The organism is Desulfobacula sp., assembly GCF_030611305.1.
GTDB lineage: Bacteria > Desulfobacterota > Desulfobacteria > Desulfobacterales > Desulfobacteraceae > Desulfobacula.
This window is the reverse complement of sequence record NZ_JAUWQB010000003.1, coordinates 1-19,133: the sequence shown is the minus strand read 5'-3', so window position 1 is coordinate 19,133 and position 19,133 is coordinate 1. Positions and strand designations below refer to the sequence as shown.

17 protein-coding genes are annotated in these 19,133 nt (G+C 40.3%); 12 read left to right on the top strand and 5 right to left on the bottom strand.

Going from position 1 to position 19,133, the window contains the following annotated elements:
* Nucleotides 1-5: 5 nt before the first annotated feature.
* The 9 genes from QAI40_RS00980 to QAI40_RS00940 all read left to right on the top strand — a co-directional run bounded on the left by QAI40_RS00980 (nt 6) and on the right by QAI40_RS00940 (nt 8,732).
* The gene (locus tag QAI40_RS00980) at nt 6-1,499 is read left to right on the top strand and encodes a hybrid sensor histidine kinase/response regulator (protein ID WP_299976219.1); all 1,494 of its coding nucleotides are present in this window, start codon (nt 6-8) and stop codon (nt 1,497-1,499) included.
* Between the two features lie 120 nt (nt 1,500-1,619).
* Nucleotides 1,620-2,057: an RrF2 family transcriptional regulator gene (locus QAI40_RS00975; RefSeq protein ID WP_299976216.1), complete on the top strand. Its 438-nt coding sequence runs from the start codon at nt 1,620-1,622 to the stop codon at nt 2,055-2,057.
* Between the two features lie 182 nt (nt 2,058-2,239).
* The gene (locus tag QAI40_RS00970; protein ID WP_299976213.1) at nt 2,240-4,036 is read left to right on the top strand and encodes an acyl-CoA dehydrogenase; all 1,797 of its coding nucleotides are present in this window, start codon (nt 2,240-2,242) and stop codon (nt 4,034-4,036) included.
* Between the two features lie 42 nt (nt 4,037-4,078).
* Nucleotides 4,079-5,329 carry a thiolase family protein gene (locus tag QAI40_RS00965; protein ID WP_299976210.1) on the top strand — a complete coding sequence of 417 codons (1,251 nt, stop codon included), beginning with the start codon at nt 4,079-4,081 and terminating at the stop codon, nt 5,327-5,329.
* 309 nt (nt 5,330-5,638) lie between these two features.
* The gene (locus QAI40_RS00960; RefSeq protein WP_299976207.1) at nt 5,639-6,292 is read left to right on the top strand and encodes a hypothetical protein; all 654 of its coding nucleotides are present in this window, start codon (nt 5,639-5,641) and stop codon (nt 6,290-6,292) included.
* Nucleotide 6,293: 1 nt separating this feature from the next.
* Nucleotides 6,294-6,758: a hypothetical protein gene (locus QAI40_RS00955; protein WP_299976204.1), complete on the top strand. Its 465-nt coding sequence runs from the start codon at nt 6,294-6,296 to the stop codon at nt 6,756-6,758.
* A 2-nt stretch (nt 6,759-6,760) separates the two neighbouring features.
* Nucleotides 6,761-7,033 (top strand): hypothetical protein, encoded by a 273-nt coding sequence (locus QAI40_RS00950; RefSeq protein WP_299976201.1) that lies wholly within the window; start codon nt 6,761-6,763, stop codon nt 7,031-7,033.
* Nucleotides 7,034-7,454: 421 nt separating this feature from the next.
* Entirely contained in the window at nt 7,455-8,162 is a 708-nt protein-coding gene (locus tag QAI40_RS00945; protein WP_299976198.1) for an FKBP-type peptidyl-prolyl cis-trans isomerase, read from the top strand.
* A 6-nt stretch (nt 8,163-8,168) separates the two neighbouring features.
* On the top strand, nt 8,169-8,732 hold the full coding sequence (locus QAI40_RS00940; protein WP_299976195.1) for a flavodoxin family protein: 564 nt from the start codon (nt 8,169-8,171) through the stop codon (nt 8,730-8,732).
* On the opposite strand, the gene QAI40_RS00935 is transcribed toward QAI40_RS00940, so the two are convergent.
* Nucleotides 8,729-9,988, bottom strand: coding sequence for a mandelate racemase/muconate lactonizing enzyme family protein (locus QAI40_RS00935; protein ID WP_299976192.1), 1,260 nt, complete (start codon nt 9,986-9,988; stop codon nt 8,729-8,731). The two genes, QAI40_RS00940 and QAI40_RS00935, sit on opposite strands and share 4 nt — an antisense overlap.
* Nucleotides 9,989-9,997: 9 nt before the next feature.
* A complete protein-coding gene (locus QAI40_RS00930; protein WP_299976190.1) occupies nt 9,998-11,956 on the bottom strand; it encodes a phosphoenolpyruvate carboxykinase (GTP) in 1,959 nt (652 codons plus the stop codon).
* 182 nt (nt 11,957-12,138) lie between these two features.
* Between QAI40_RS00930 and QAI40_RS00925 the strand changes: the two genes are divergently transcribed.
* The 3 genes from QAI40_RS00925 to QAI40_RS00915 all read left to right on the top strand — a co-directional run bounded on the left by QAI40_RS00925 (nt 12,139) and on the right by QAI40_RS00915 (nt 14,167).
* Entirely contained in the window at nt 12,139-13,047 is a 909-nt protein-coding gene (locus QAI40_RS00925; protein WP_299976188.1) for a PHP domain-containing protein, read from the top strand.
* Nucleotides 13,044-13,496: a pyridoxamine 5'-phosphate oxidase family protein gene (locus tag QAI40_RS00920; RefSeq protein WP_299976186.1), complete on the top strand. Its 453-nt coding sequence runs from the start codon at nt 13,044-13,046 to the stop codon at nt 13,494-13,496. Before QAI40_RS00925 ends, QAI40_RS00920 begins: the two co-directional genes overlap by 4 nt.
* Before the next feature lie 77 nt (nt 13,497-13,573).
* On the top strand, nt 13,574-14,167 hold the full coding sequence (locus tag QAI40_RS00915) for a DUF3786 domain-containing protein (RefSeq protein ID WP_299976184.1): 594 nt from the start codon (nt 13,574-13,576) through the stop codon (nt 14,165-14,167).
* On the opposite strand, the gene gcvT is transcribed toward QAI40_RS00915, so the two are convergent.
* The 3 genes from gcvT to QAI40_RS00900 all read right to left on the bottom strand — a co-directional run bounded on the left by gcvT (nt 14,168) and on the right by QAI40_RS00900 (nt 18,847).
* Complete coding sequence (gene gcvT / locus QAI40_RS00910; protein WP_299976182.1) at nt 14,168-16,819, bottom strand: glycine cleavage system aminomethyltransferase GcvT; 2,652 nt, start codon at nt 16,817-16,819, stop codon at nt 14,168-14,170.
* Between the two features lie 224 nt (nt 16,820-17,043).
* Nucleotides 17,044-17,298, bottom strand: coding sequence for a hypothetical protein (locus tag QAI40_RS00905; protein WP_299976181.1), 255 nt, complete (start codon nt 17,296-17,298; stop codon nt 17,044-17,046).
* A 220-nt stretch (nt 17,299-17,518) separates the two neighbouring features.
* Entirely contained in the window at nt 17,519-18,847 is a 1,329-nt protein-coding gene (locus QAI40_RS00900) for a DUF2971 domain-containing protein (protein ID WP_299976179.1), read from the bottom strand.
* Nucleotides 18,848-19,133: the final 286 nt, after the last annotated feature.

The following is a 19,133-nucleotide window of genomic DNA, read 5'->3' as shown; positions in this document are numbered from 1 at the left end:
CGATTATGATAAAACAGATATTACTTATCAATGGTGATAAAGATCTTGCCGACGCTTTGAAAACATATATTGAGCGCCAGCAGTATGACGTCACCTGTGCCACCACCTTTGAAGAGGTGATGCATAAACTTGAAAAGAATATTTGGGATATTATTCTTGCCGATCCATTCATTAATGATGAAATGGTCTCCTGCCTTGAAGCGGTTAAAAAGAACTGTCCCCATGTTCAGATAATTATCCTTGCACAAAAAGACAGGCTTGATACTGCAATGGATATTTTTGAATCGAGTGTCATCCATTACCTTGAGACACCTGTTAACAGCAAAGCCCTGGATCTTGCTCTTATTACCGCCAGTAAAAATATTTCAAGGAAGAAGAAACTTGATCGATATTCAGAAAGGCTTGCCGAACTTCATGGTACACAGGATTTATTAAATCAATTATTTGAAGAAGTTCCCTGCTATATTTCGGTCCAGGACAAAAATCTCAGGATCACGGCATCCAACAAAAGATTTAGACGCCATTTCGGAGGCCAGATCGGCGGGGTTTGTTTTGAGATATATAAACACAGGACATCCCAATGTCATGAATGTCCCGTTGTCGCAACATTCCAGGATGGAAAATCTCATAGTACCGAAGAGATTGTTACGTCTAAATTCGGTAAACAGTATAATGTCCTGACCCTGACAGCACCCATCAAAAATGAAAAGGGTGAAATCAGCCAGGTGATGGAAATGTCTACCGATATTACCCAGATTCGGCAATTGCAGGATCATCTCGTTTCCCTTGGATTGATGCTGGGCTCCGTGTCCCACGGGGTTAAAGGCATGCTTACAGCACTGGATGGCGGTATTTACCAGCTTGAAACAGGTCTTGTCCAAAAAGATGATGACAGGGTTTTAATGGCATCTGGTCAGATTAAGCAGATGGCAGATAGAATTAAGAAAATGGTGCTTGAAATTTTATATTATGCCAAATCAAGGGAACTTCAATACGAAGAGATGAATGCTGGCACCCTTGCTGAAAACGTTGTTAACATTGTAAAGCCAATGGCTAAAAAGCAGGCTGTCGAGTTAGATATTTCTATTCCAAAAACCCTTGGAAAAATCGAAGTTGATCCCAACTGGATGGAGGCAGCTCTTGTCAATCTCCTTGAAAATGCTGTAGATGCATGTGTTTCTGAGAGGGATAAAAAAGACCATTACGTAAAATTTCATGTCCGTAAGAACTCAAAAAATCAAATTAGTTTTACTATCACAGATAATGGCATCGGTATGGATACTGAAACAAAAGAAAAAATGTTCACACTTTTTTTTACATCCAAAGGGTCACAGGGAACAGGCTTAGGCCTTTTTATCGCTAACAGGGTAATTAAACACCATGGCGGAACGGTTGAGGTTGAATCTAAACAGGGCAAAGGAAGTCAATTTTGTATCTGTCTCCCTTTGCATAAGCCGGATAATGCAAAGATCGTTGAGTTTCCCAGGTCAGACCGCTAATAATTGCCTCTTTTTGTCTGTTGGCGATGAATGATTATTAATACTAACAATTGAATCATTTGATTGAATGTCATATAAAAGACATAATAATGGGATTTGGAAATTAATTTAGGAAAGACAATGCGACTGACAACAAAAAGCAGATACGGTACAAGGCTTATCCTTGATATTACAGTTCATGGCAAGGACAAACCGGTTCCTTTGAGCGATGTTGCAGGTCGACAGAACATCTCGGTAAAATACCTGGAACAGCTTGTGTCTAAACTCAAGAAAGCAGGCATTATAAAAAGTCACAGGGGCCCTTTCGGCGGTCACATGCTTGCAAAATCCCCTGATGAAATAACCATTGGCACCATTGTACGAATTCTTGAGGAATCCACAGCCATTACAGATTGTGCAGAACAGGAAAACCAGGTCTGCGGTGTCTGTAACAGAGCAGGAGAATGTCTGTCCCGGTGGGTATGGGTTGAGGCCAGCCGCGCAATGTTTGATTGCCTGGATAAAATCACCATTTCAGGTCTTCTGGCGACCGAGAATGAAGTGTTCAAGAAAGATTAGAGAATATCCCACAAATTAAGTCGAAGTACCTTACCGCACCCTTGATTTCAAGAAGAACCATTTATTTTAATTTTATAAACACTGTTTACATAATTGATCCTTAATTATTTTTTTCTTGACAGGTTTATATTGGATAAGTAAATTTTATTTGCCCAATAGTTAACACATAAAAGAGGTGGAATATGGCTCCCAAACTTACTGATCAAAGAGATATCGATTTTGTCCTTTATGAACAATTCCAAGTGGATGCGTTTTTAACATCAGACAAATACAAAGCATTTAATAAGAAAATGTTTGATATGGTGGTAAAAGAAGCAAAAAATCTGGCAGTTAAAGAAATTTTCCCCACCTATACAGAATGCGACAAAGTGGGTGTGTCATTTGAAAATGGTATGGTCAAAGTGCCGGAATGTTTAAGAAAGCCCCACAAACTTCTGGTGGAAGGTGAATGGGGTGCGTTGACCGAAAGTCCTGAATATGGCGGGCAAGGGCTTCCTTTTTCCATTGCCCAGGCAGCCATGGAATACCTTACCGGTGCAAATTATATTTTAACAACCTATTCCATTCTTGGCCACGGGGCAGGAAAAATGATCGATCTTTTTGGGACCGGGGAGCAAAAAGATCTGTTTTTGGAAAAACTATATACCGGTGTCTGGGGTGGTACCATGCTGTTGACAGAGCCCGGCGCAGGGTCAGATGTCGGGGCATTGACCACCTCGGCAAAAAAAATGGATGATGGTACTTATGAAATCATTGGCAGTAAAATTTTTATTACAAACGGAGAACAGAACCTTACAGATAATATTATCCATCCGGTCCTTGCCAGAATTGAAGGGGCACCTGCCGGAACCAAAGGGATTTCCCTGTTTATTGTTCCCAAAATATGGGTCAATGCGGACGGGACGTTGGGCGAATCCAATGATGTGATCTGTACCGGTATTGAAGAAAAAATGGGACTCCACGGCAGCCCGACCTGCTCTCTGTCACTTGGCAGCAAAGGAAAATGCCGGGGATTTTTACTGGGCAATCCCAACCGGGGAATGGAAATCATGTTTCACATGATGAATGAAGTCCGCCTGGAAGTGGGGACACAGGCCTTTACAAGTGCAAACCTGGCCTATCTGCACGCCCTTGATTATGCAAAACAAAGACTTCAGGGAAGAAGTATTGAAGATCTTGGCGATCATGGTGCAAACCAGGTGCCGATTATCCGACATCCCGATGTAAAACGCATGCTGTTGAAGATGAAATCCTATGTGGAAGGCATGCGAAGTCTGGTTTATTATACAGCCTTTTGTTTTGATAAAATAGAAACGGTTGCGGATAAGAAGGAGTCCATGCACTATTCAAACCTGGTGGAAATTTTAACACCTCTGGTCAAAGCCTATTCCAGCGAAAAAGGGTTTGATGTTTGTGTCGAGGCCATGCAGGTTCTTGGCGGGTACGGCTACACCAAAGAGTATCCTGTGGAGCAGACGGTCAGGGATTGTAAAATCGCGTCCATTTATGAAGGTGCAAACGGTATCCAGGCCATGGATTTTCTGGGGCGTAAGATTGCAGGAAATAAGGGGCTGATGCTGGAGGCACTGATCAGTGAGATTAAAGCCACCATACTGACAGCCAAAGCCCAGGACAATTTAAAGGAGCTTGCAATAAAATTAGAAACCGCTCTTTTTTTGTTAGAAACCACTTGTAAAAATACCAGCAACGCATTCTTTTCAAAGCATATGGCATCGGCTTTTGCCTGTGCCCATCCATTGCTGGACGCAACAGGCGACATCATCATGGCATGGATGCTGCTGTGGAGAGCCGTCATTGCTGACAAAAAGCTTGAAACAAAAGAAAGTGCTTTTTATCAGGGAAAAATCAAGGCGGCTCAATTTTTTATCATGACCATCATTCCTGCGACCATGGGAAAATTGACTGCCATCACATATGAAAAGAATCCGGCAGCCAGTATGGAAGAACACTTATTTTAAAAATAGTTAAGGATCTAAATTAAAGTACAGGAGATAATAAAAATGGAAGATGTTGTCATAGTATCCGGCTGTAGAACAGCGATTGGCGCTTTTGGCGGAACACTGCTCCCTATGAATGGCGCAAGCCTTGCAGCGGTTACCATGAAAGAGGCAATTAAAAGAGCAAATATTGAGCCCGGGATGATAGATGATATACGATACGGGTGCTGCATGGAATCGTGTGATACGCTCAATGTGGCAAGAGTCGGTGCATTGCTTGCCGGTATTCCGGATGCAATACCTGCTGTTACCATCAACAGGGTCTGTATTTCCGGAATGGAAGCCATGATATCCGGGATGGCCATGATCCAGGCGGGCATGGCAGACATTATTCTGGCAGGCGGGACAGAGCATATGTCATCGGTGCCATACAGTGTTCCCAATGCCCGGTGGGGATGCAGACTCCAGGATCAGACATTTGTGGATGATATGATCCATGCCCTGCACTGCGGCTCCTACATTATCCCTCATCCCGAGGACGGGCCCGTGGATGAGACCCAGCCACCTTTGAGTTATTTTATAGGCAAACCTTATATCATGGGTCATACCACTGAATTTATAGCTCAGCATCTGGATATATCTCGAAAAGAGATGGATGAAGTCGCCTTAAGAAGTCACAACGAGGTGGAGCGCGCCACAAATGACGGATCATTCAAGGATGAAATTGTGCAGGTTCAAGTTCCTCAAAAAAGAAAAGATCCCATCATTTTTGATAAAGACGAACACTTCAGGCCTGGAATAACCATGGAACAACTTTCCGCCCTTCCTTCAGCCTTTGTTCCTAAAATCGGCAAAGTGACTGCCGGGAATTCTTCCGGCATTAATGACGGATCAACCGGTATGATTATCATGTCTGCCTCAAAAGCCAGAGAATTGGGACTGACACCCATTGCCAGGATAAAAACAACCTCAAGGGGCGCCTGCCACCCGTCTGTCATGGGGCTTTCACCGGTACCGGCGGTTAAAAATTTATTGAAATCATCCCATTTTAAAATGGATGATTTTGAACTCATTGAAGTGAATGAGGCATTTGCAGGGCAATATCTCGGATGTGAAAAAGAACTGGGGCTGAACCGGGAAATTACCAATGTCAATGGCTCGGGAATCGGGCTGGGTCACCCTGTGGGCTCCACCGGTGCAAGAATCGTGGTATCCTTGATGTATGCCATGAAAAACAGGAATAAATCCCTTGGCCTTGCCACCCTTTGCGGCGGCGGCGGTGTATCCATGGCATGCGTCATAGAAATGCTTTAATATAAAAGCAAAGACCCTGATTTTTATGACCGTAAATAGCTCAATTTCAAAAGTCGAGGTTTTTCACAGGGATTTTTCCGGCTGCCAGGATCGTTTGCTCAGCAGAGATTAAAGATACCGTTTGAATTGTTGAATATTGGGGAAGTTATGACTAATGCAAGTAATCTTGAGTTTCCGGCTCGCAATAAAAATTAAAAATTATTAATTTGCTCTATATAATCTTCTGTGATATTTGATTTACAAATAAAAATGGTTATTATTTGTTTAAATAATCCATAGCAAAAAAATATTCTTGGGAAAAACTATAAAATGAATCACGATATAGACTTTGTTGACTGTAACATAGTTATTATTGCGTCTACCTTCAACGTAAATATATTAAATACAGTTTGGCTATATAAAAATAAAATTTTTACGGAAAAAGAATTGCAAGGAGCAACGTGTTTACCCGTGATTGTTGAAGCTCAATCCGATGACTTTCGATTACATATTGTTCCTGATCGATTGCAATTTTCAATAAACCCTAAATATAAAAATACCAAAGAATTACTATCATCAAAAATTGGTCGGCTTGTTAAACTTTTACCCCACACTCCATTTACAGCAGCCGGGTTAAATTTTACATATCATGTAATTCCATTGGATAAAGATATCTATAAATTAACCCGATCATTATTTTGTAATGAACAATCAAAATTATTTAATGATCTTGAGGAAGAAAATGTTCGATTTGGCGGGTATTTTAGCAAGGATCTCTTAGGGACAAGATTTAGACTTGATGCAAAACCTATTTCCGTAGTGATGCAGAATAAAAAAAAGGAAATGCTTCAGCTCGCATATAATTTTAATATTAGCCTTAATGAAGAAGATGATCATAATACTGTTATTGGTTTATTCGACAAATGGGATGAGGCAAAACGTATTTGCCAAGAATTAACGAATAAAATAAATTCAAAGGATTGAAATGACCGGAACAGCAACAAATAGTGCCACTGATATCACTTCTCTTTCTGACTGGAAATATAAACATAATGAGTCAGACACTACATCAACTCCAGTGATTGCTGAAGAAGGAGTAGCAACAAGTATAGAATTGGAAAAGGTGATTCCTCATATTGCTACTTATATCGAACAAAAAAAATATGCTGAATCTAAAAAAAATGAAGCAATCATAATCAAATTAAATATGTTGGAAACAAAGCGATTGCAAAGTCCTTTAGATGTTATAATCGAGAAAGATAGCGAAGGGTTTATTGCTAGAGCTGTTGACTTTTCTTTATTCGGTTGTGGTGATGATAGAATTGAGGCTATAGATGCTCTTAAATTTGAAATTGAATCTTTATATTTTGATTTGATAGAAGATGACAATTTTACTGAAGAGTGGCTAAGTATAAAAAATTTCTTAAAAGAATTGATTATTGACTCCTGATTATGAAAAATGCCCAATTTAATGTAAGAGATGTTAAAAAAGTAGGGGAAAAGAAACTTCACATTGAATTTAAAAGCGGAAAAGAATTTAACGGCTGGTTCAAGCTAAACGGTGTAAAAGCAAAACGAATAACAGTCCCAAAAGGCCGTAAAAGCATTCCGAGAAAGACATATGCCTCAATGGCTAGACAGCTAGGCTTATCGGTTTCAGACTTTGATCAACTGTTGGAATGCCCTTTGACAAAAGCAAAATATGAAAAAATCATATCCAAATGAATCACTTCTCCAGATCAAACTCTCTTATCTTAGAAAAATATCAAAAGCTATTCTTTCAAATTATATTTTTTTTATCAAGTTTAATGCCTTGATCACACTCAAGTATCATTATCCCTGTACCGAGTATTCAGAGTCCCCAATTCTTGTGGATACCAAAAAGATACATCAATAGAATTTTAGTGGCAGGTACTATTGAAAAATGTAATAGTAAATGAACCATAAAATACCTAAGATTGACTACGACCAAAAAATGAACCGGTTTGCATTTCTTATGGTTCATTAGAAGTTACCTCTTAAAATTCATATTTTTTCATGCGATCGCTCTGTTTTAAGTCGGTACGCCCATTGCAAATTTTTGGTCTTTTTGTTACTCATATTAAGGCATGTCAATTTAAACTTTGTAAAATTTAAGGAGACCTTAATGCAAAATCGTAAAAGATGTTTTCTGGTTCTGATCATTCTGTTTTTTTTCAATATTCAATGTTTTGCAAATGAAGAGAAAGAACAATCCATTGAAAAAGCTGATCTTGAAAAGCAGATCAGTTATGCTCTTGGATATGATATTTTTGATAAATTAAGAGAAAACTTTGAACTTGATCCCACATTTTTTATCATGGGAGCCAGGGACAGCCATGAAAAGCAGTCCAAACTGACAGAAGAAAAGCTAAGACAGGCCCTGACATCTTATCAGCGGCTGGCAAGGCAAAAACAGATAGAGAGGGTTAAAATGGAATCCAAAGTAAACAGGGAAAAAGGAGCCAAGTTTTTAGAGGAAAACAAGCAAAAGGAGGGTGTCGTAACCCTGCCGTCCGGGCTTCAATATAAAATTATTACAGAGGGTGACGGTCCTTTGCCAAAGGCAACGGATACGGTAGAATGTCATTATAAAGGCACACTCATTGATGAAACAGTGTTTGACTCTTCCTATCGAAGGGGCAAACCGGCAACATTTCAGGTGGGCGGTGTGATCCAGGGTTGGATTGAGGCCTTGCAGATAATGAAGGTCGGATCAAAGTGGGAATTGTATATTCCGCCGGACCTGGCATATGGTGACAGGGGGGCAGGATCTCTCATAAAACCGGGTTCCACCCTGATTTTTGAAGTCGAAGTATTGGGCATTGTGGAGTAATCTATTATGCTGGTTCTTGGCATAAACGGCAGTCCGCGCCATAAAGGGAATTCTCAGCATCTTATGTCTTGTTTCATGGAAGAAATGAAAGTCAGGGGATATGACACTCAGGTGTTGAATGCCGTTAAACTCAAGATCAATCCCTGTATAGGATGCGGCAATTGTGAAACAGAAGGGGTGTGTATTTTTGAGGATGATTTTACCCATATTTTTCTCCCGGCAATGATAAAGGCCGATATTGTCGTCATCAGCTCACCGGTTTATTTTTACGCCTTTCCGGCAGTGCTTAAGGCTTTGATTGATCGTATTCAGGTGATGTGGTCCCGAAAATACAGGCTGAAAATGGATGAATTCAAGGACCGCAAACGCAAGGGAGTGCTTCTGGCATCAGGTGCCACCCATGGAAAAGATCTTTTTGACGGTTTGAAGCTGACAGCCAGGTACTTTTTTGATGCAGCAGATATTAAATACGAAACATCGCTCTGCTACAGGGGTATGGATGAAAAGGGTGAGATGGAAAATCAGCTCACCCTTTCTGAAGATATCAGGGATCTGGCCCGAAAGCTTTAATCTTTTTTCCGGGCATCCACCCCATACTTTTTTTTGTTTGAATTGAGTTTCAGCGCAGTGAGTAAGCCTTTGTCCTTTATGGTGTAAAACATGAGTTTTCTTTTATTCATGCTGAAGAATTTTTTGCCATATTTGGAAAGCTTGTCCAAATCAATTTCAAATCCAAGCCCGGGTGCATAGGTTGGGTGAAGAATACCTTTATCGTGCATAAAAGGTTTTTTCAAGATCCCGTCCCGCTTTTCTATGGTCCATGAAGGCGGGTTAATGGGGTATTCCAAAGGTTTGGTGCCGTTGAACCCGCTTGCCAGCAGAACATTAAGATTGACAGCAAACCCGATACCGTTTGTCCAGGTATGGGGTGTAAATTTTAAACCATGTTTTCTGCAATGGTCTGCCACTTCAAGTGCATGTTGAATACCACCGGTCATAATGGCATCCGGCTGAAAAATGTCATAACATTTTTTTTCAATCATGAATTTGAGTTCACTCTTCCCATTGGTGTGGATTTCACCGCCTGCAATGGGAATTCTGCTGTATTTTGTCAACTGGGAAAGGCTTTCGTAATCATCCATGGGAAGGGGTTCTTCAAGCCAGGCAATATTCATGTCTGCACAGGCATCGGCAAAATATTTGGCGCGTTCAAGGTCCCATAACGGGGCATCATTGATAATGGTCACCCGCCATCCCTGGTTGGCATCCACCCCAATGGTCATCTTGTCACCCACAGCCTCCACAACTGCCTTGACATGGCTGATGTCTTTTTCAACATCAAATTCATGGACACGGATTTTTATGGTTTTAAAGCCTTCTTCGTATCTTTTCCGGGCCTCAAAAACCCTTGAGTCTTTATCTTTGATTTCGCCGGTGGAAGCATAGAGTTCGACAGATTCCCGATGGCCACCCAAAAGTTTGTATACGGGTTTGTCTTCAAGTTTTCCCTTGATATCCCAGAATGCCGGTTCAATCCAGTTTGCCCGGACACCGAGATAGCTGACTTCCCGGAGCCGTTGAAGCATTAAATCGATATTAGTGGCATCATGGCCCAGAAGATAGGGAGCAATCAAATTGCCAAGCCCCAACCTTTCCGAAGCAATGGCAGGGCCTGCAGAATATCCTTGTATCCCATCCTCGGTGGTGATTTTTACAAGGTCAAACCGGTTGTCCATGGCCGGATATCCGGGAATCCAGCTTGGATAAAAGGGTTTATCCAGGGGGATTCTGACATGATACAGTTCAATACATGATATTTTACTCATGGGGTTTCTCTATGCCATAAATACATCCGGTAAAATAATGCTGCCATGAGCATCCTTTAGTGCTGACAGCTCCTTTTTCTGTTCGGCCAATATATCAAACAGGATCTGGGGGATTTCTTCTTCTTTAGAATATGCTTCCTGCTGGAGTTCAACCCTTTTGATAATATGATCCATATATAGGGAAAATTGTTTTGTATAAAGCTCTTTTGTATATTCTTTATCTATAATTTGTTTAAACAATGATTTCAGATCATCATATTTGGGAAGATTCCCAATGGGTGTTGAGATATATTCAATTTCATTGTGGGCATATCGTTCAAGCCAGGAAAGCCACACCTTTACATCTCTTTTTTCTCCCAGAAGCTTAGAAGAATCCCCGCCACGGGCCTTGTCCGTCAGAAAGTAATTAAGACCTGCCATCACAGGCTTGTATTCTTCTTTTATCTTATCATTTCCAAAGAATTTGAACTGGGCATCCATGTAATCCCCCAAGGAGCCCGGGATGAAGGGTGCATTGGCCCAGGGTGCTCTTTTAACACCTGTTACACCGACTTCAGTGGCAGTGGCTGCTGAAACAATGCAGGCCCCAATGACAACCCCGGCATCGGAACTTTTGGCCGCCCAGACCGGCGGCATGGTGTCGGCATCCCTTCCACTGTATGTAAATATTCTTGTCAGGGCACCTTCGGGATTTTCTGCTTCCCCAGAGTAATTGTCAAGTGAATCAGACCTTAATGTGCAACGCGAATTGGAATGGGATAAGGGGATGGCTTTGCCGTTTTCATCGGTTTTTCCTTTATGCCAGTCACCCTGAAAATTGAAGCCTTTGTCCGGATGGTCTTCATTGTTTCCCACCCAATGGGGTACCTTGTTTCCATCAATGAGTACATTGGACCATATTACTTCGCATCCGGGCTGCCTTAACACTTTCATCAGCAGCGGATCACCCTCAAGATTGACATCTTCAACAATGCCGAAAATTCCGCATTCCGGATTGATGGACCGGATACTGCCGTCATCTGCGATCCACATCTGGGCAAGATCATCACCAATAAATACATTTCCTGCCATGGCAGTGGTTGTTTTCCCGCATCCGCTGGGAGCGGCACCTGCAATCCAGGTCATACGATCATTCGGCCCATGAATTCCAGTGATAAACATGTGCTCGGACAATTCTTGCCCCAGATTCTCATAAACAGCCTTATCCACGGCAAATCGATGATTTCCTTTCTTAAGCAGCAGGGTGTTGCCGGCATAGGTACATTTCCAGCTATAGGTGGTCTTGAATTTTCGATCCATGAAAACCCTTGCATCGGGCAGATCCTGGGTTCTGTTCAGGCCTTCACTGTGAACATTTGTAAAGAAATGACCAAGGGTTTCTACTTCTTTATCAAAATCAGCATAGGCATTCCTGTAAAGCAGTTCCGCACTATGGGCAACATAGGTGGAACTTGTGATTTCCAAAGCCGGATTTGATACGGGAGACCCGACAGGACCTCTTATGTAAAATCCAATAATCATGGTCAAATCTTTCATGATATCCGTCATATTGGATTTGACTTGTTCAAGGGCAGTCGGTCTGTCCATCCGGTTGGCAAGAGAACTGACATGATCTTCCGGGTTTGCGATATAATAGGTTCTGTCAACGATTCTGCCTTGTTCGGAGGCCAGGTCATAATGAATGGTATGCCCTTCCATGGCAAGAGAGCTTTCCTCCTTTTTTTCAAGGGCAAGATTTTTGATAAATTCCCTGTCTTCGAATGATCCCGTATTGACAAAAACAGAAGAAGGATTGCAAAGAACAATTGAATCGGCAATTCTTTTTAAGACTTCGGGGTGTTTGATTTTTAAAATCCGGGTCAATTGCTCATCATCCATATATTGTTTAAATACGGCTTTGGCACTCTCTTCGGAATCCACTTTTCCAAGTTCATTAATAATATCTATATCATTACCGGTTTTAAGCATTTTAATTATCATCTCCAAATTAACGTTATTAAAAGAGCTTTCTCTTTTCTACCATTAAATTTATAAAAATTAAATATATCTTATTTTTTTTCAAAAAAAGTTAGATTGTGTTTTTATGATAACCGGTATAAAAATCAGGTACATGAATAAATTACTGGTGCCTGGCCGGTTAAAGGAAACAGATGACTCAAAAAATATTTGCGGATTTACACAATCATACCACAGCATCTGATGGAGATTTTACGCCCGATCAGATGGTTGAACAGGCAAAAGCCCTTGGAATAAAGGCAATTGGGATCACGGATCATGATACGCTGGAAGGGTTGAAAAATGCAGTGGCAGCAGGAAAAAAATATAATATTGAGGTAATTTGTGGTGTTGAAGTCTCTATTCGGTTTAAACGGTCATACTTTACAGGAACACTGCATCTCTTATGTTATTTTCCGGTAGGCAGACTTTTGGACAATCAATTTATAAAAGGATTTCAGAATATTCTGGCACGGGGAAGGGGAGAAAAACTTGTAAGGGCAAGGGTTGATAAAATCAATAAATTTTTCGGACCGGAAGGAAAAACAGCTTTATTAAAAAGAAATTTAGAATTGGAAGATATTGCCGCATTAAGTGATAATGCCACAAGACGTCACTTTGCCATTGCATTGAAGGAATGCTTTGGAATTACCGATGCCGATACCGTCAATTCAATTATTGGAAATGACAGTCCGGCTTACCTTCCTTCGGGGATAAAATTAGAAGCGGTGATTGATTTTATCCGGGAAAATAAGATTGTTGCAGTCCTGGCCCATCCGGCAGCCGGGTCTTTCCCGGGTAAAGGGCATTATAAAGAAGTTCTGCCCCCCCTGGAAATTGTTCAAAGAATTTTGCCGGAATTTATTGAAGCGGGTATTCATGGACTGGAAGTCTATTATCCCGGTCATACGAAAGAGCACCAGGTTTTGATGGCATCCTGGGCTAAAAAATATCATCTATTAAAAACCGGCGGCTCAGACTGCCATGATGAAACAGAGCGCCCCATAGGGGTGAAGGGTATATCAGAATCAGAATTTAAATTATTCAAGGAAGCACTGGAATGAGAAGAAAAGAAAAAGCAATTACAGACTCAAAAGAGATTGAAAAAATTTTACAGGAAAGCAATGTCTGTCGCCTGGCAATGGTGGATGGTGATAAACCCTATATGGTTCCGATGAATTTTGGATACCGTGATGCATGCCTTTTTTTTCACAGTGCAAAGGAGGGGCGGAAGATTGATTTGATTAAAAAAAATCCCAATGTCTGTTTTGAGGTTGATCAGCTTATTCGGCTTAAAAAGGCGAAGCTGGCCTGCGACTGGGGAGTTGAATATAAAAGTGTGATTGGATCAGGCAAGGCTCAATTGCTGGAAGATTCAAATGAAAAGAAAAAAGCATTAAATATTATTATGTCACAGTATTCAGACAGGACATTTGAATATCCTGATGATACGCTTGAAAAAACGCTTGTAATAAAAGTTGTCATTGATGAAATGACTGGGAAACAATCTTAAAAACTATGGATATGGGAGTTTTTATTTTAAAGGACTTGAAATAAGGGTGAGGCGTGTTGTTTTGATAAGGGGATGATATGAGTGAAGATATCGATAGAACTAATTTTTTGGACCTTAAATCCTGTGATCCTGAAGAGGTTGTTTCAAGAACTGGCTGTAGATTTGATAAAACCGGGGAGCAATATTTTGTAAATATATGGGGGCACAAGTATTGTGTTGATTTAAATAAATATGAAGTCCGACCTGAAGGGCCAGGGTTAAAAACCCATCATAATTGTTTGTATTTATTTATTTTGTATTATCTGATGAAATCAAAGAACATACCTCCTTCAGGGGTCTGGGTGTCTGAAAAAGATATCCCGGGAGGGGCTGCGTTTTTCAGAGGCCCGCATACCATTCCTGCGGATTTGATTACAGGCCGGTTTGGGGATAATATAGATCTTTTTAAAAAAGAAAGTGAAAAATCAGGCGGAATTCCCATTGAATTGGCAGATGCCTCCTTTTTATTTCAGATTACACCGACTATCCCGGTTGCCGTATTGTACTGGCAGGGTGATGAGGATTTCCCAAGCGAAGCAAGACTTTTGTTTGACAGGACAATAGAACAGCATTTGCCGTTAGATATTATCTATGCCCTTGCCGTGGAGATTTGTCATACACTTGGGAAATAGTTATTTAAAAGAACCCAACAAAGATGTCATCTCATCCTGAACCTCTGATTCTTTGAAACAAAATTGCATATCAACAAATGTTTCCCTGAATTTTATGATTTCATCTTTTATGATAGATCTGTTTTTAATGAGATCTGCCATTAACATCGCAAGCACTTCAAAGTCTTTTTCTTTCATGCCAAACCGTGTCATTTCAGACACCCCCATCCGAAGCGCTCCTGATGCCGTAAAACCTTCTTCAACAGGAGTTGCCTGATAGTTGACAATGATATTATTTTCTTCAAGGTCTTTGGCTATTTTTGCCCCTTTCCCATAGCCGACATTCAGAATTACCTGGTGGGTGTCGGTAAAAGAGATATCAGGATCACCCGCCACATCCAGGCCTTGTTCCTTTAATGCCCCGGCAAAAGCTTTGGCATTTGAAATGACGGCTTTCTGATAGTCTTCCTTAAAATGATTCATTTCATAGGCGGAAAATAATAGACCTGTCATGGTACCCAGGTGATGGTTGCTGACGCTTCCCGGAAACGTTCTTCTCTGGATTGCTTCCCAGAGCCCATATTCCAGGTCCTCTTCATTGAAATCAGATGCAATAACCCCGCGCTGGGTACCGAAATAGGTTTTATGGGTAGACCCTGTTACGATATGAGCGCCTTCTTTTAACGGCTCCTGGAAATGTGGACCATAGAGTCCCAATACATGGGCCATGTCATACATCACGAGACAACTCGGGGAAAATTCATCCACCAGTTTACGGATTTCGGCTACCGGTTCTTTGTGGAGAATCATGCTTTTGCCAAGAATGACCAGCTCGGGCCGGTGCTCTTTAATGATGGCCTTACAGGCTTGAATATCAATTTTATAAGGGTTGTCTTTTAATACCGGAAAATTAATAACGGCTGGTTTTTCTGTCTTGGGATCTCTTGCCACAAAATCACGAAGCGCTCCCATGGGTTGTGCACTTAAGTGCCCCCCCTTAATAATATGGTTGTTTATGATTTTACGGATTCTTCTCTGCTCATTTTTCCTGTCAGTCCGGTTGAGAAAATCCACAAGCGCACTGAAAAAAGCTGTATTGGCCATTTGACCGGAAATGACCCTTGATTCGATATTTTGGCATCCCAAGAAAGTCTGGAATTCCCTGTTTATAAGATGTTCAACCTCCCGGATAAATTCGGTTCCCTGGTAATAAAAAACATCTTCTCCAAAGAAGGCCTTAATCTCTTTATGTTCTGCATACCGGTTTACAGGGTCGCTGATGGATAAGAGTCTTGACAGGTACGATTGGCTCATTTCCGACGGGATCAGGTTGATGCACTCTTTCTGACGCCAGGTATGATTGTTTAACGCTTTTGATACCAGTTGCCGCGCAAGTTTAGGATAGTTTTCGTCATCTCCTGTCTGTTTTACAGATCTTAATTGATCATGGGGAATGGACCTGACAAAAGGCGGTGCTTCCGAACTCATGTGATAGGGAACAACAATACTTTCACACCGTTTTTTCCTGATTTGTATTTCAAGGGTTTCTCCTTCAAGAATACTGCTGTTAACCAAAGCCAGGGAAACGGCTCTTCTTTTAGGATCTTCTTTAAATTCAGAATTCAGCCCGCTTCCTTCAGGTTCCTGATACGGGATCATGGTTCCGGACGTAATATATCCCACGTGTCTGTCTTTTGAAAATACCTTGTATCCTTCTCGTGCTATCCCTTTTCCGGTGATGGCAAGGGGCATGACTATTTTTGGCAAATGGGAAATATTTTCAAATTTCTGATCCATAATATTTTTAAACGCAAAATATTGTTGGTAAAGAGCATCTTTTCCAATAAAATTCCCTTTAAGCGGTGAGAAACTGACAGCAAATTTGGATAATTTGGATGCAAATAGAGGGATTTCATTGCCATCATGATCCACACCCAATTCATGACCGTATAAGGGCAGACCTGCTTCAAGCCTCAAAGTGTCTCTTGCACCAAGCCCGATCGGCACAGCCCCTTTTTCCATTAAGAGATTCCAGATAAAAACGGCATGTTCGTTCTCTATAAAGAATTCAAATCCCAGGGGTTCACCTGTGTAGCCGGTTCTGGCAAGGCAGGTTTCAACGCCGCTGATATCTACAATGCTCAAACAGTTCCGGGCAGGTTCTGGCAGAACTCCTCCCGTAACAATCTCTTCGATAATAGATTTGGAAAGTGGGCCCTGCAAGGAAATCATGGCCATATCAAAGGTTCTGTCAACCATTTCAATATCCTGAAACAGCTTTAGATGCTTTTCAAAGTGGGCCACATCTTTCTTCCGGTTTGAAGCATTGACCACAAGCAGATACTCATCGGATTTAAACCGGTATAGATACGCATCATCAATAGCCCCTCCGTTTTCATTCTGGATCAGTGTATACTGGCTTTCACCTAATTCCAGGGCCATGGCATTGTTGGTCAAAACGTGTTGTAAAAAAGGCAGTGTGTCTTTGCCTTTGAAAAACAGTCTTCCCATGTGCGAAACATCAAAGATGCCGGCTTTTTTACGGGTTGTCATATGTTCATTAATGATGCCGGCAGGATATTGTATGGGCATTTCCCAGCCCCCGAATTCTACAATTTTTGCATCAAGATCCTGGTGTTTATTAAAAAATACGGTTTTTAGAAGTTCGCTCATAAGATTCTCTCTAAATAAAATAATGGTTTCAGGCAAAACAGCTAATATTAATTATAACAAAAAAAATCGTAATAAAAACAAAAAGATCTGTCAATACGTAATAGATTTGATCCCTCAGATCTTTAAAAAACTTCATCAAGAATTGAATTGATATCCTTGATGTCCTGGAAGGCTTATGGCAGTTTTCCTTGGGATAATTATTCTTGAGTGGTTTGTGTCAACGGTCATGGCAGGTGTTTGAGCCTCTGGCGGATCTGAACCTCAAGGTCTTTGACCACCAGTGAAAGGGCCCGGCTCTCACGGACAGGACCCGAGTTGTTCCATCCATTGGCCAGGCCCTTTTTCTTAATGTCCCGGAACTGGTCCAAAGATTCAACCATGGGGCCCCATGCCATTAATTTCTGTAAGATATGCCGCTCTTCCGGCCCCAAGTCTGTTGCCGTGTTAATAGATCTGCCGTCAGAGGTTTCGATTATCATTCCAGACTTTTTTTAATATTTTCTGATGGCTGCCCACCCTTAATCAATCTCTCAGAACCGTACCAGAAGTCTCGTCTTTTAAAGCTTTCCTTTTCGGCTTGTCTGATATCACAAACAAAATCAAGATTAGAAATTGTATTGTTGATATTTTGAAAGTCTCCTGACAATTCCAATTAGGATACCCTTTGACTTAATTATGAAAGAAATTGGCAGAAAGCTACTAAGATTTATAGGGCTTTAAACTCATAAACTCTTCTTCGGATGAAAAATAGTGAAGAACACCATCGCCATCAACAGTAAAATACTCACCGTGTGCATTATCTTCAATATCGTCATACCGAACCCACCCATCAATTTCAGAAGATTTCATCTCAGTAATTGAACTGCTTCCATTTGTGAATTTTCTTTCTAAAAACAAATTATTTTCTTTTTCAAAAAGAGTTAATCCATGATTAACATGTGGGGAAGTGTCAATCCATTGGCCGATTATATTTTGAGTATCCCCTTCAAAGTTGTTTTGTAATTCTATTTCTTGCTCAATAGTAAATCCCAATATCCTAATAGTATAATTGCCTGATTCAAAGTGGGTCGTTGCCCAAGTTTCACCATTCATCATTTCAGGCAAAAAATATGACATGAATACCCTTTTTGATTTCCGAAATATTTTGTTTTTTAAATCTAAGGCTATTTTTTGGAGCTGGGTTTCGGTAATTTTCTGCTCTAATTGTATCTCAATAGTTCCTTTTTTAGCAAATTGAGCATATTCTTTCTTTGAAATTTTATATTCTATTTTTTCTGTTTCTTGCGAAATTTGATATAGATACGGTTGAATTTTTTTATATTTATCTGTTAACGGCTGGGCTATGAATTGATAAGATCTATCTTTTAAAAACATTTGATAATATTTTATGCCACGCCCTTTTAACAAGTTCATCATCTTTTCTTTATATTCGTCGGGCATTCTGAGACCAAAATAAATGCCTGTCACCGCAGAATAATCATAATCATTCTCTCCAATTTTATCTGTTATAATTCTAATCTCTTTTTCATAATTCCAAGGCGTTGACTTAGTTCCAACTATTTTTTTAAAAACATTTTTTATTGTTGAAATATCTAAAGCTGTAAGATCTGGAGGTTTATCTCTATATGTTACGGGGACGAAATGGAGTGTCTGATATATGTTTCTTTTGATTAGTAAATCCAAGTTATATTGTATACAAAACCCTTTATGAGAATAAGCATAATGAGCCCAAAGTAACTCGTGTTTGTAAGACGATGATAAAGAGTAAATCCCAACCTCTGATCTTTTTTTCATCATTTTATCAATTGCCGAATATAGATGCTTCGTATCGATTTTTTTAGAGGGAGATAATTTTAGTACAGCATTAACTTGATTTTTTAATATTTCATCTGAAACTACAGTTTCACAAGGATCGTTTAATTCGAGATGATTCGGTGCCCAAAAATAGTTTTTGTTGAGAGCGTCAAGATCTCTTTCAAACAATTTTTTTTCTCCACCTCTATATTTATAAACAATATTTTGATTCACTTTGTTATTGACTCCACTACAGATTGTGAGATGCTTTATCTTTGCTACCAAAGGTATAAAATAAAAGCAAAGACAATCTAATATTCAATAGTTGAGATTACTTGTATTATGTCTTCAACTTTTACCAGAAAACAGTTTTGATTTCCTTCTGGTACTTTATTGAACTAAACCGCTCCGCAGTTGGTTATATTAAAGGGTGTTGAAACCATTCAAAATATAGCAGAAATATAATATCCCTATTAAATTTCACCCAATTTTTCAATTTTTTTTTGCTCATATCGTTTGC

What these genes read in the sequence shown, in the direction of transcription:
- QAI40_RS00955 (WP_299976204.1), top strand. Translation starts at nt 6,294, where the DNA reads ATGACCGGAACAGCAACAAATAGTGCCACTGATATCACTTCTCTTTCT.
- QAI40_RS00940 (WP_299976195.1), top strand. Translation starts at nt 8,169, where the DNA reads ATGCTGGTTCTTGGCATAAACGGCAGTCCGCGCCATAAAGGGAATTCT.
- QAI40_RS00935 (WP_299976192.1), bottom strand. Translation starts at nt 9,988, where the DNA reads ATGAGTAAAATATCATGTATTGAACTGTATCATGTCAGAATCCCCCTG.
- QAI40_RS00905 (WP_299976181.1), bottom strand. Translation starts at nt 17,298, where the DNA reads ATGATAATCGAAACCTCTGACGGCAGATCTATTAACACGGCAACAGAC.
- QAI40_RS00925 (WP_299976188.1), top strand. Translation starts at nt 12,139, where the DNA reads ATGACTCAAAAAATATTTGCGGATTTACACAATCATACCACAGCATCT.
- QAI40_RS00920 (WP_299976186.1), top strand. Translation starts at nt 13,044, where the DNA reads ATGAGAAGAAAAGAAAAAGCAATTACAGACTCAAAAGAGATTGAAAAA.
- QAI40_RS00975 (WP_299976216.1), top strand. Translation starts at nt 1,620, where the DNA reads ATGCGACTGACAACAAAAAGCAGATACGGTACAAGGCTTATCCTTGAT.
- QAI40_RS00965 (WP_299976210.1), top strand. Translation starts at nt 4,079, where the DNA reads ATGGAAGATGTTGTCATAGTATCCGGCTGTAGAACAGCGATTGGCGCT.
- QAI40_RS00915 (WP_299976184.1), top strand. Translation starts at nt 13,574, where the DNA reads ATGAGTGAAGATATCGATAGAACTAATTTTTTGGACCTTAAATCCTGT.
- gcvT (WP_299976182.1), bottom strand. Translation starts at nt 16,819, where the DNA reads ATGAGCGAACTTCTAAAAACCGTATTTTTTAATAAACACCAGGATCTT.
- QAI40_RS00980 (WP_299976219.1), top strand. Translation starts at nt 6, where the DNA reads ATGATAAAACAGATATTACTTATCAATGGTGATAAAGATCTTGCCGAC.
- QAI40_RS00930 (WP_299976190.1), bottom strand. Translation starts at nt 11,956, where the DNA reads ATGCTTAAAACCGGTAATGATATAGATATTATTAATGAACTTGGAAAA.
- QAI40_RS00945 (WP_299976198.1), top strand. Translation starts at nt 7,455, where the DNA reads ATGCAAAATCGTAAAAGATGTTTTCTGGTTCTGATCATTCTGTTTTTT.
- QAI40_RS00970 (WP_299976213.1), top strand. Translation starts at nt 2,240, where the DNA reads ATGGCTCCCAAACTTACTGATCAAAGAGATATCGATTTTGTCCTTTAT.
- QAI40_RS00960 (WP_299976207.1), top strand. Translation starts at nt 5,639, where the DNA reads ATGAATCACGATATAGACTTTGTTGACTGTAACATAGTTATTATTGCG.
- QAI40_RS00950 (WP_299976201.1), top strand. Translation starts at nt 6,761, where the DNA reads ATGAAAAATGCCCAATTTAATGTAAGAGATGTTAAAAAAGTAGGGGAA.